Origin of the sequence: Dysgonomonas sp. GY75, from assembly GCF_015234155.1 — a bacterium.
Classification (GTDB): Bacteria; Bacteroidota; Bacteroidia; order Bacteroidales; family Dysgonomonadaceae; genus Dysgonomonas; species Dysgonomonas gadei.
Genome location: NZ_JADCLQ010000012.1, coordinates 162,137 through 174,648 on the forward strand (window position 1 = coordinate 162,137; position 12,512 = coordinate 174,648).

Here is a 12,512-nt window from a genome sequence, read left to right on the forward strand (position 1 = left end):
ATTCTAGTTTACAAGTCTACTAGAAGACGCTAGTAAACCAGTAAACTAAAAACTAGTAAACTCCAAACATGAAAGTATTAATAGCAACAGATAAACCTTTTGCAGCGGAAGCAGTAAACGGTATCCGCGATGTAATCGAAAAAGCAGGCTTCGAACTTGTTTTACTTGAGAAATATACTGAGAAGAAACAATTACTGGATGCTGTAGCTAATGTTGATGCGGCAATTATTCGCAGCGACATATTCGATAAAGAAGTACTGGATGCAGCAAAAAATCTGAAAATCGTTGTGCGTGCAGGTGCAGGTTTCGACAATATTGAACTGGATGCTGCCACAGCAAACAATATTTGTGTAATGAACACTCCGGGACAGAATGCGAATGCTGTAGCAGAGTTGGCTCTTGGACTGGCTGTATATGCAGTGCGTAACTTCTATAACGGAACATCAGGCACCGAACTTATGGGTAAAAAACTTGGTATTCACGCATATGGGAATGTAGGGCGCAATGTGGCGCGCGTAGCAAAAGGCTTCGGTATGGAAGTGTATGCATACGATCCGTTCCTGACTGCGGAAGCTATCGAAAAAGAAGGAGTGAAAGCGGTGGCTTCAGCCGAAGATCTTTATACTACCTGCCAGTTTGTTTCATTGCATATTCCGGCAACTGCTGAGACTAAGAATTCTATCAATTACACGCTATTGAGTAAGATGCCGAAAAATGCATTACTCATCAATACGGCACGTAAGGAAGTTATCAACGAAGCCGAAATCGTGAAACTGATGGAAGATCGTAAAGACTTCAAATATGTCACCGACATTATGCCGGGCAACCATGCTGAAATGGCGGAGAAATTTGCAGGACGGTATTTCTCCACTCCTAAAAAAATGGGTGCGCAGACCGCCGAAGCTAATACCAATGCAGGTATAGCAGCAGCCAGCCAGATCGTCGATTTCATTAAGAACGGAAATGAACGTTTCAGAGTGAATAAAAAGTAATTAGCAGATTCGGAAATTAGCAAATTTGACAATACAATAAGCTAATGTACAGAAAAAAGTTCCAGTAAAACACTGGAGCTTTTTTATTTGCTAATTTTCTAATTGCTTACCCTGACATATCGTTACCCATCTTCATCAATCTCACAGGTTTAAACTGAAGAAAATAAAGTACGATACAGACTAAAAGGAAAATACCCAGAATCAACATCCAGCCTGCAATAGTTTTTATACTGACTGTTACCGCTTGTATCTGTATCTTCTGATACAACGCGTTAGTCGCTATACGTTGCGCGTCCTCGAGGCTCCAGCCCTGTGACAATGCAGTATTTACTGATGTGGTAAACTGGCTGCCGACCAAAGCATTCTGCATATCCACACCTTCTGAAAGGATACTGACATTTTTTTGTTGCAAACGATACAGCCAGTTTGTAAGCACTGATGCGCCGATTGCCGGAGCAAGAGCCGAACGGGCCGATATCATAAAGAATGCATTATATATAAGCTGTTTAGGAGAAAGTCCGTATATGCCATAAATAGCAAATGCCACAAACAGCACCAACATACCTACACCCCTGAGAAACATCAGCAGATAAAGGTCTTCGTACAAGCCTGCAGGCGTTATCATAAAATACAGGAGCGCCAGTGAAATTGTAAAACAGGCAAAACCCATAAAGATAAGCCAGGCCATACGGATTTCTCTTACAAACCAGTAATAACATATAACCCCTCCTACCAGAAAGCCCGGAATCATATACAAATACAGTTCATTCATATGCGTACTGTCCAGTCTCAGTACATTGGTAGTATAAGAAGATATCAGTATACTGAATGATGCGTAAAACATCAGTACGAAAGAAAGGAGATATACCGTTACCGAATTACGGTTTTTCAGCACACTCATATCCAGAAACGGAGCATCGGAAAACTGGCGGCGTATAAACATCCAGCCTGTCAGCGGAATCAGTATTGTTGCTATTATGATACTGGTTGAAGAAAACCAGTCTTTCGTTTTTCCATATGTTGCCACATATACAATAGCCATAAAACAGACTGATACAAGGAAAAAACTCAGCCAGTCTATATCCCTGAAAGGAATACGCACCAGTCTGCGGGCAAACGACATGCATACAACCACTGCAATAATGGCGACCAGCAACATCAGTATCATAAAATAATACATATACTGCCAGTTATACAGGTAAGCCAGCTCGGCTGTGAGGACTAAAGACAATTGTCCACATATCAATGTAATAGGATAAAACTTTGCATAGAACTCGTTACGTGTTCCGCTCGGGCTTAATGCCGGCATCAATATGTTGATAGTCTCAATCATCGAAAAAGCCTTGAAATAACCGATAAAGAAGCTGCAAACGATGATTACTTCTATGTAGTCTGTTTCGGCACATATCAGGCTGAGTAATACTTGGAATAAAAGTACCACTAGAATAATTGTTTTGGCTGTAGCCAAAGGTTTTATTTTCGGTATAACCAGATATGCAACGGCCATACCGACCGATGACGCATAATAAGCCATGTTGATATCCTCGGATATTACACCAAGATAACTGGATATGTCTATATTACTGCCTGTGTATGCACCGTTGACCAGTAATACAGGAATAAGTATAGTCAGGGCAACAACCACCTTGAGCCAGTTCGGAACCCAGCTTCTGAAAGGGCTGATTGTCGTTGTGCGTATTACAGGAATTATCATTTTTATATTAGTTACGAGTTACTTTCCCCTTCGGGAAATTACAAGCTACAAGCCGCTTACGCCACTCTTAATTCTTAATTTTTCATTCTTAATTAACTCCTCATTCTTTTATCGCCTCGGTAACCACCATCATTCCCGCACGCAACTTCTGCATATCTTCGGGCGATATACCTTCAAAATCGATACGGACAGGTATCCGTTGCTGTATTTTCACAAAGTTTCCGGCGGAGTTATCGGTCGGCAGCATTGAGTATTTGGATCCCGTAGCTTCGGATATCGCTGTTATCGTTCCTGTAAATGTCTTACCGCTTATAGCATCTACCTTTATATTTACTTTCTGCCCGATGTAAATATTTTCAATCTGTTTTTCGCGGTAGTTGGCTATAATCCATTTATTATCGTTTTTGATCAGGTTGGTTATTGTTTGTCCGGCCTGAACCAGTTGTCCGGATTCAAGGGTGCGACGGCCTACATAACCACTATACGGGGCAATAATAGAAGTATATGACAGATTTAGCTTAGCCATTTCCAGATCTGCTTCGCGGCGGAGGATTGTGGCCTCCGCATTCCCCTGTTTTTTTGCGGCTTCGGCAGATGTCGACCTCAGGGATTCTTTCTGCCGGAGCAAAGCGTTATAATGCGCGCTTTGAGCATCATATTCACTTTTTATCTGGTCGTACTGTTGCCGGGAAACCGATTCGGCATCCAGTAGATTCTTATAACGTTTCAGATCCTGCTCGGCTTTCCATAGGCGCGCTTTTGCTTCCTCTATATTTGCTTCCGAAACAGTAACATTTGCAGATGTGGTAATTATATTTAACGAAAGTACAGATGAAGAACTCTTGGCATCCATCAGTGCGGCTTCGGCATCCATCTCTTTTATTTTAAATTCCCTGTCGTCTATTATCAATAGGGTATCTCCCGCATTTACCCACTGGTGTTCGGTAAATCGCACTTCTTTTATATAACCCGATACACGTGAGTTGATAGGTGTTATATATTGCTCTATTGTTGCATCGTTTGTTATTTCGTAGCGATAGTAACGGATGAAGAAGTTCACTCCCCACGCGATACCGCCCAACGCTAATAATATACTGATGATATTGAGTATAATATTGCGTATGCGCTTCTTTTTCAGTTTACGATAGGCTTCTTTTTCGTCTTTTCTGCCAGCTAAGTTCGATTTATCTGTATCCATAATTAAGTAACTGAAAGGATTTAATCATATATTTATAAAATATAACAAACTCTGGTTATTTCACTTACCAAAGTAATAAATAGGTCCGCGACCTTATAGGTTTCCGCTAACTTTTTGTAATTGATAGTATGTATATATCGCGTTTGTTTTTGCAGTAGTAAGTTGTAACTCCGAATTCAACTGTACTGTATTTGCATCCAGCAAATCGGTCAGTATAGCCAGCTGGTTGAAGTATCTGTTTTTTACTATCCGGTAGTTTTCATTCGATTGCTCCACAGATTTTTCCAATGTTTTTATTCTGTCCAGTGCCTCCTGATGTTTTACAAATGCTGCTTTCACGCCTGTACGGATGTTTTGCCTTTGCTGTTCCTGTGCAAGTTCCTGCAGGTGTATCTGGCTTTTTGCCGCATTGGTGGCATGTTTCCTGTCGAATAATGAAGAAATGTGGTACGACAGATTCAGCGTCACACCCCACGCATTCAGATATAAGTCCTGAGCAGGTGAGACATTCGGAATGGGGCGGGCCAGTGTATTGCTCGCCTGTAATGATAATACAGGCAAGTAATCGGCCTTTGTCAGTTTCAGGTTATTTTGAGCTAAAGCAATATTCTTTTCCATAATTTTCATATCCGGATATTGTGCGTAAGCCCGATATATATAGTCGTTTTCCTGCTGTATATCAAGTTGGAATAACAGCAGGTTCTGACCCGGTTCAAGAATTGTATTTTCATCCATTCCCATTACAATGTCTAGTTGCTGGGAGGTAAGGGTGATATTATTCTCCGTTTCTTTATACGATAATTCATAATTTGTGAGAAGCAGTTGGCTACGCAAAACATCGTTTGTCGTAATCATCCCCTCCTCTTTCATTTTCTCAATGTCCCGCAGACGGATCTGAGCCTCTTCAATATTCTTGGCATATACTTCCCGTTCTTTATATAAATTAAATAAATCGAGGTACTTACCTATTAACCAGAGTTTCAGCTCCGATTTATCCTTTTGTAAGGATAATTGAGCTATCTCTTTTTCCAATTCCGCTTTCTCTATGCTGTTCTTTATCCGTCCACCCTGATATATGGGCTGAGTTGCCGCCACCTGATAATTCTGCTTCCAGTCGGGAGTGTCGGAGTGCTTCAGGAATGATAAGTCTCTATCGAGGATGGTTGGCGTACCCACATAACCGAACAGGCCGCTAACCGAAATATCGGGCAATCGTTTATTCTTTGCCAAGCCTACCTTATCTTCCGATATCTGTGTTTTTATCACAGATGATTGTATTGCTATGCTGTTTTGCAACCCGCGTTCAAATAATTCGTTTACCGTAAGCCTGTATGTATTCTGTGCAGTAAGCGATGATGTGTATATTAATGTAGCCAGTAATATGTATAGTGTTGTTTTCACTTAACTTTCCTTATTAATATCCGTAAATTCCTTCATATATTCTATGCATAGCTGAATATGCCGTGAATTAACATTTTCTTCCAGTTTCGTATATACGTCTTCTATTATCTCCCTGATTTCTGTATGCATTTTTTCCCCGTTAGCCGTTAATACCACAAGTTTGTTGCGTTTGTCGGACGGATCTTCTTCACGTGAGATCAGTCCTCTTTTTTCCATATTCTTTATCAGATAGGAAAGACTCGATTTGTCTTTATACGTCAGATTTGCCAGTTCCTGTTGATTGACTTTACTATCAACACTGTCCAAACACCTTAATATATGCAACATTTCGAATGTTACATCTATATTATGTTCTCGCATTTTTCGATGGATTATCTGACGGTAGAAAGACTGAGTCTGCAATATTGTCTGTACAAATGTTTGCATCATATCTCTTCAGTTTTTTCGTATGCAAAGATATAACAAAATAATTAGTTGAATGTTTAACTAATATATATTTTTATATTTGTCATAAAATAATATTGTGAGATGTTGGCAATAATTATTGTAGTAATAAAAATGTAGTGACTTATCTTTCTTTACTTAACCGATCCTTAGCTAAAAAGACACAGAAATGTCTTATCTTTGGAATAATTAATAATAAAACTTTGTGATAGTATAATCATTTCACAATCTAAAAAAATAATGAATATGAATAAAAGACTGACAATAGCTCTGGTAGCGCACGATCACCGCAAAGCAGACATGGTAGAATGGTGTTATTACAACTCCGATTTTTTGGCAAAACATCATCTGGTATGTACCGGAACCACCGGAACCCTGATAAAAGAGGCGTTCGAAGAAAAAGGAATAAATGCGGAGATAACACGTATGAACTCAGGACCTATGGGTGGAGATGCGGAAATAGCCGCTATGGTTGTCCGGCACGAAGTGGATATGGCTATTTTCCTTATCGACGACCTGAACCCGCAACCACATGAGGCAGATATTATGATGTTGCTTCGTCAGTGTCGCGTACATAATGTGCCTATCGCATGTAATCGCTATAGTGCCGACCTGATGCTGACAAGTACTTTGTGGGACAACGACGACTACAAGCCTACAAGCCCGAGATACGAAAATTTCGACAGGGCTAATTTTGACGCAAGTTTCAGAAGATTAAAAGAGTGAGAATAATTAAGAATGAAGAATTAATAATTAACAACGAGATGATATTTTCAATTATTAACTGTTAATTATTAATTGTTAATTACCTACTTATGAGCGACTGGAAAGACCGTCTGAATGTGGTATATTCTACCAATCCGGACTTTAAATATGAAAAAGAAGGCGAAGAAGAGCAGGATACTTTGCCAAAAGAAAAGCAGGCATTGCGCATTTCTTTGGATAAACGAAACCGCAAAGGAAAAGCGGTCACCCTGATTACCGGATTTATCGGCACTACCGAAGACATGGAAGCATTGGGTAAGTTGCTGAAAGTAAAATGTGGCGTCGGAGGCTCTGCTAAAGACGGTGAGATCATCATACAAGGCGATTTCAGAAACAAAATATTGGAACTCCTGCAAAAGGAAGGATATGCCAAAGCACGCATTATTTGACGATGAAATAAATCTGCATGTATATAAAGCGTCGGCAGGCTCGGGAAAAACTCACCGCCTGACCGCCGAGTATCTGTGCCTGTTATTTTCATCGCCCTTTGCCTACCGGCACATATTGGCTGTAACCTTCACCAATAAGGCTACGGACGAGATGAAAAGGCGTATCATCGCCGAACTGGCAAATCTGGCACTAGGCCGTGATTCCGACTACATCGGACTATTAACCGATGAGTACAGCTTCAGCGAAGAGCAGCTGAGAAAAGAAGCATATAATGTCCTTGTACGTATCCTGCACGACTATTCAGCCTTTTCGGTAAGTACCATCGACAAGTTTTTCCAGCAAACCATGCGAGCCTTTACCCGCGAAATAGGATTGGGCGGAGGATACAACGTGGAACTGGATACCGACAAAATATTGGGTGAAGCCATCGACTCCATGCTTTACGATCTGGAAAGCAAAGACAACAAACTACTGCTGGACTGGCTCATTCGTTTTTCGGAAGAAAAAGTGGAGAATGGTGAAACATGGAATATCCGCAACGACATACAATCCCTGTCGAAAGAGATATTCAAAGAAAGTTTTAAAACATACAGCAATCAGGTACAGGAAAACATCTCCGACAAGCAGCTGATGGCAGACTACAAGGAGATGCTTTTCGCCATCATCCAAACCTTTGAAAAGACTTCACAGGAGACAGGCGAAAAAGCACTGAATATAATGACCCGCTACGGACTGAAACCGGAAGATTTTAAAGGAGGGTCGCGTTCTCCCTTCTTCTCATTCCTGAAATGGGCTAACGGCACGATAGAGGAACCTACTAATACCTTCCGCACGATGGCCGATGAAGTATCCGGCTGGTGCACGGCAAAAACCGGAGCGGAGATCAGAAGCAAAATAGAAGGCGCATATCCGGAACTGAACGTTTGCGTTTGCAATATAATAAGTCATTACGACAATTCACGTACCTATCAGACGGCATACGAAATAAACCGCTATTTCTTCACGCTTGGAATACTGGGTGATGTGGATAAAAAAATACGGGAGTATGCTGCGGAAAACAACGTCATGCTAATTTCGGATACTACCGAATTACTTAGCCGTATCATAGAGGGAAATGAATCACCGTTTATCTACGAAAAAGTAGGACTGCGCGTCAATAACTATATGATAGACGAGTTTCAGGATACATCAGGTATGCAATGGCAGAACTTCCTGCCGCTGGTGCGTGACAGCCTGAGCGGAGGTAATAAGAATTTCATTGTAGGGGATGTAAAGCAGAGTATCTACCGCTGGCGGAATTCGGACTGGAAGCTGTTGGACGAACAGCTCGACAAAGATTTCGCTAATGAGGGCATCAATCATGAAACACTCGGAACTAACTGGCGTAGTTCGTACAATGTAATAGCGTTCAACAATGCCATTTTTACCATCGGAGCAAATCTGTTGCAAGATACATACAACAAGCCACTGCAAGATACCGATGATAAGCGCTTACAGCCTTTTTTTTCCCGTATAACCAAAGCATATAACGAATTATACCAGGAAATACCGGAGAGCCATAAAAGCAACGAAGGGCATGTCAAAGTAGAGTTTATAGATACCGATGAACATGTATGGCAGGATTATGCACTGGAACAGTTACCGGAACAAATAGAAAGCCTCCAGGACAGGGGCTATAAGCTGAAAGATATCGCGATCCTCGTTCGCACAAAAAAGGAGGGTGCAGATGTAGCCAACCGCCTGCTGGAATATAAAAGCGAACACAGGGATGCAAAATACCGGTACGATATCATTTCCGATGAAGCGTTGTTTGTTGGAAACTCCAAAAGTATAAAGCTGATTATCGCCCTGCTGAAATACCTCCATAACCCTCTGGATAATTCTCTGAAAGTTCTGGCCGTTTACGAATATTTCAAGTATAGCAACCAGTTGAGTGCAGAAGAGGCTTTACAGAAATATTTTTCGGCAAAGGATGATTTGCCCGAAGAGGTCAGAGACAAACTGAACCGCATCAGGGAACTGCCTCTATATGAAATGACGGAGGAGATGTTTGAATTGTTCCGCAGCGCAATGGAAGACAACGAACAGATTTATATACAGTCATTCCTCGATATGGTGCTTGATTTCACAATCCGCAACTCGTCAGACCTTGACGCATTCCTTAAATGGTGGGACGAAACAGGTGTAAGCAAGACTATATTTACTCCCGACGGACAGGATGCTATACGTATCATGACCATACACAAGTCGAAAGGACTGGAATTTAAAGTAGTACTCATTCCTTTTTGCAATTGGGAGATAGATCATAAGCTGACAACTATATTGTGGTGCCATCCACTAGCCGAGCCATTCAACCGGCTACACCTCGTACCCGTAAAGTATTCGCAGAAACTGAAAAATACAATCTTCGACTATGAATATTTCGATGAACGCCTACACGCATTTATCGACAATATAAATGTGTTGTATGTGGCTTTCACCCGTGCCGAAAATGAACTGATCGTTTTTGCTCCGCGCCCGAAAAAAGATGAGGTAAGCAATATATCTTCTTTACTATGGGCTTGTGTAAACACATCTCCTACCCTGTTATCTGATAAGCCGGCATATATCGACTTGCCTCAATATCTGAATGAAGAAAAAGGTATATTTGAAATAAATAAAGCGTATTCTCCCGTAAAAAAAGAGAAAAAGTCTCTTGTCGAGGAAGTAAATATAGATACCTTATCCGGTACACCGTATGACGAGCGGGTAAAACTGCTATTAAAAAACAAGTATTATTTTTCCGATTCGGGACAACGCGACTATGGTACCCTGATGCATGAGATAGTGAGTAATGTGCAAACTATAGAAGATATTGAAAATGCAGTGGAAGAATATCATATTTCGGGCGATATAACTCTGGAACAAAAAAAATCGGTAATTGAATTACTTCACAATTACCTGTCCGACCCAACAGTTTCCGCCTGGTATTCCGGCGAATATAAAGTGCTGAACGAGGTGCAGATATTGCAACCAAGAGGAACATTTAGCCGCCCCGACCGTGTAATGATAAAAGGTAGCGAAGTCGTTGTCATTGATTATAAGTTTGGCGAAAAAGAGGATAAAAGATACATCCGCCAGGTAAAATATTATGTAGAACAGATAAAAAAAATGGGATATACGGATGTAAAAGGCTATATTTGTTATCTTACTCTGGAGAAGACTGTGGAAATTTGAAATCAATAAAAATTCGAATACAATATATATGAAGTTATTTAAATTTACTTTTATTATATCTCTGGCTATCGGCTTGATATCATGTAATAATAAAAATAAAGAGAATACGGAGTCCGCAGTTGCAGAACAGGGCTTCAACCATGAGGAAATCATTAATAATTTCGATCTGAATAAGAGTCTGTTGATAGACCTGATGATGGAGATTCCTTCAGCAGTCTACACAATAGAGGGTAAAGGTCAATATTCAATCCTGTATGTACCGAAAACAGATGAAGGCGTATTAAAATATAAAGATTTTGAGAAAAAGAATAATATACAACTGATTAAAGATTCGCAAGGAAATCTCTTCTATGATGATGAAACAGCGAAAAATATAGATGAGATACTACGAAAAGATTTAGATATTGAAGACTTCTGCCTGTTTGGCCGCTATATACCTGCTCAATATCTGATCGCTGATACTTTATCAAACAAAGGGGACTATAGTGTAACCATACCGTACGAAATGCTTATATATAAACGTGAAGGCCAGAAATGGAGTCAGTTAAAGCAGGTAGTTGTATCGGACATTATGAACTACGATTATTACGAGACACTAAGTACTTATCAGAAATTGATGGATAATAAAGAGGACTAGTATACTCAATATATTTCACCTTTTACTAAATCGACAAAAAGTTCCGACAATTTCTGGCTAACAGCTCCGGCATACACCTTGCCTTTTTCAGCGGTAGACTTCTTAGGATTTCCTATACCTGTATCGTATGATACCTGCGCCCAATTTCGCGGGGTCCATCCGGTACCATCACGTAATGTTTCCGGTTTGAACGGAGTATAAGCCCCGTCTCCGGCCAGAGATAAGTTCACAAGTTCGGGATAGTAATGCATCATTACCGAAGTTTCCATTTCTCCGGCATGGTCGTCCCTTTCTTCAAAATATCCGGCCTGAGGTAAGACTGCAAACCAATCACTGACCACAATCAGAAAATGAGGGTAATCTACAGCAAGGTCACGGATCATGTTTTTAAAACTATTGCCGCCATGACCATTCACTATAACCAACGTATATATCCCCTGACAATCGAGAGAAGCCACAATATCGGTCAGTATACCCTTTTGAGTTTCGTACCGGCCATGCAGGCAAAAAGGAAGCTCCCTCTGCCCGGGATTCTGTGAACCCAGCGGAATCGGGGGCAACACCATACCTTTTATCTTTTGCGAATCATATGCCTTTATCACAGCATCTACTGATATACCATGCGCAAGATAACAATCGGTGATATATGGTAAATGATAGTTGTGAGGTTCGGTTGCTCCCCACGGAAGAACAGCAAAATCATACGTCTGCCCTTTGGTATCATTATATATAGCGGTAAGGATATCGAACGAAGGATTCATGTATTTCAGTTTTAGAATGAATAAGAATAACAAAGCTAATAAATGATAATGGATTCCAAATGATTTTATCGATAGAAATGAAACCGGAATTCATCTTAAGTATTTACATAAAAAGAAAAAGAGATATCTTTCGATATCTCCCGTATGTCAATATTAACTAAATATTAATTTCTTCCGCCTTTACGCCAAGTCCTGCTGTAATAACCTTCGGCCAAAGAGCTTACTATAACACCATATTTTATAGATGCATGGATAAATTTACCCTCTCCCAGATACACACCCACATGGTTGATATATTTTTTGTTGAAAGTAGAAAAGAATACCATATCGCCGGGGAGAAGATCTTCTTTATCAAGGATAGACTCCTTCACATTTTTAGCAATAGTGGTACTCACCCTGTCCAGCTGCTGCCCGAATACGTTTTTATAAATAATGTTGGTGAAACCGGAACAATCAACTGCCTTACGGCTCATCCCCCCTCTTCTGTATCGCGTACCCAGCCAATCGGCGGCTTCACGGTACAAAGGCAGAAAAGATACATCCTTTACAGAAACCCCTAATTGAGATGACAATTCCTGCATCTCTTTAATTTCTATCATATGTTTTTGGAGCGCATCCATCGTCCTTGATAGACTGGCATCAGCCATCAAATTATCTGACGAAGGGAATAGGGATGAATGGTCTTCCAATGTCTGCTTCACCTGAGGCAACGCAATTATATTGCCATCGGTAGTTTCAACTTCTATGTTGTGGACTGATTGTTCTACTTTTACCTTTTTTGTAGTAATTGCACTTGTTTTTGATTTTTTCTTACCTGTTTTTGAATGTTTTGGTGTTATCGCTGCTATTGGCATAAATCCCATTGAAAACACTAATAGCATAATGGATATTCTCAAAAATTTCTTCTGTGCAAGCATGGGTGTTAAATTTTAAATCGGATAAAAGTAGGAAAATCAACTTAATATAAGGCTAAGCAACTGTGTTTTTTATAATT

At 40.4% G+C, this 12,512-nt stretch carries 11 protein-coding genes; 5 read left to right on the forward strand and 6 right to left on the reverse strand.

Going from position 1 to position 12,512, the window contains the following annotated elements; all coding sequences use genetic code 11:
- Positions 1 to 68 precede the first annotated feature (68 nt).
- Positions 69 to 992, forward strand: coding sequence for a 3-phosphoglycerate dehydrogenase (locus tag IR083_RS06030; protein WP_006798492.1), 924 nt, complete (start codon positions 69 to 71; stop codon positions 990 to 992).
- A 106-nt stretch (positions 993 to 1,098) separates the two neighbouring features.
- Here the strand turns inward: IR083_RS06030 and IR083_RS06035 are convergent, their stop codons facing one another.
- From IR083_RS06035 to IR083_RS06050, 4 genes are all read right to left on the reverse strand, one after another.
- Positions 1,099 to 2,706: an MFS transporter gene (locus IR083_RS06035; protein ID WP_194223638.1), complete on the reverse strand. Its 1,608-nt coding sequence runs from the start codon at positions 2,704 to 2,706 to the stop codon at positions 1,099 to 1,101.
- A gap of 100 nt (positions 2,707 to 2,806) precedes the next feature.
- On the reverse strand, positions 2,807 to 3,904 hold the full coding sequence (locus IR083_RS06040; protein WP_194223639.1) for an HlyD family secretion protein: 1,098 nt from the start codon (positions 3,902 to 3,904) through the stop codon (positions 2,807 to 2,809).
- 93 nt (positions 3,905 to 3,997) lie between these two features.
- Positions 3,998 to 5,305: a TolC family protein gene (locus IR083_RS06045; RefSeq protein WP_194223640.1), complete on the reverse strand. Its 1,308-nt coding sequence runs from the start codon at positions 5,303 to 5,305 to the stop codon at positions 3,998 to 4,000.
- A complete protein-coding gene (locus IR083_RS06050; protein ID WP_194223641.1) occupies positions 5,306 to 5,734 on the reverse strand; it encodes a MarR family winged helix-turn-helix transcriptional regulator in 429 nt (142 codons plus the stop codon).
- 261 nt (positions 5,735 to 5,995) lie between these two features.
- Here IR083_RS06050 and IR083_RS06055 point away from each other — a divergent pair, with 261 nt between their 5' ends.
- The 4 genes from IR083_RS06055 to IR083_RS06070 all read left to right on the forward strand — a co-directional run bounded on the left by IR083_RS06055 (position 5,996) and on the right by IR083_RS06070 (position 10,757).
- Positions 5,996 to 6,475, forward strand: a complete 480-nt coding sequence (locus IR083_RS06055; RefSeq protein ID WP_006798497.1) for a methylglyoxal synthase — start codon at positions 5,996 to 5,998, stop codon at positions 6,473 to 6,475.
- Positions 6,476 to 6,564: 89 nt separating this feature from the next.
- Positions 6,565 to 6,903: a translation initiation factor gene (locus IR083_RS06060; RefSeq protein WP_006798498.1), complete on the forward strand. Its 339-nt coding sequence runs from the start codon at positions 6,565 to 6,567 to the stop codon at positions 6,901 to 6,903.
- Positions 6,881 to 10,120, forward strand: a complete 3,240-nt coding sequence (locus tag IR083_RS06065; RefSeq protein ID WP_194223642.1) for a UvrD-helicase domain-containing protein — start codon at positions 6,881 to 6,883, stop codon at positions 10,118 to 10,120. The genes IR083_RS06060 and IR083_RS06065 overlap by 23 nt, the downstream gene beginning before the upstream one ends.
- A gap of 28 nt (positions 10,121 to 10,148) precedes the next feature.
- Positions 10,149 to 10,757 (forward strand): hypothetical protein, encoded by a 609-nt coding sequence (locus IR083_RS06070; RefSeq protein WP_006798500.1) that lies wholly within the window; start codon positions 10,149 to 10,151, stop codon positions 10,755 to 10,757.
- 5 nt (positions 10,758 to 10,762) lie between these two features.
- On the opposite strand, the gene IR083_RS06075 is transcribed toward IR083_RS06070, so the two are convergent.
- Together IR083_RS06075 and IR083_RS06080 are read right to left on the reverse strand one after the other, a co-directional pair.
- Entirely contained in the window at positions 10,763 to 11,518 is a 756-nt protein-coding gene (locus IR083_RS06075; RefSeq protein WP_194223643.1) for a creatininase family protein, read from the reverse strand.
- A gap of 164 nt (positions 11,519 to 11,682) precedes the next feature.
- The gene (locus tag IR083_RS06080; RefSeq protein WP_194223644.1) at positions 11,683 to 12,435 is read right to left on the reverse strand and encodes a C40 family peptidase; all 753 of its coding nucleotides are present in this window, start codon (positions 12,433 to 12,435) and stop codon (positions 11,683 to 11,685) included.
- Positions 12,436 to 12,512 lie beyond the last annotated feature (77 nt).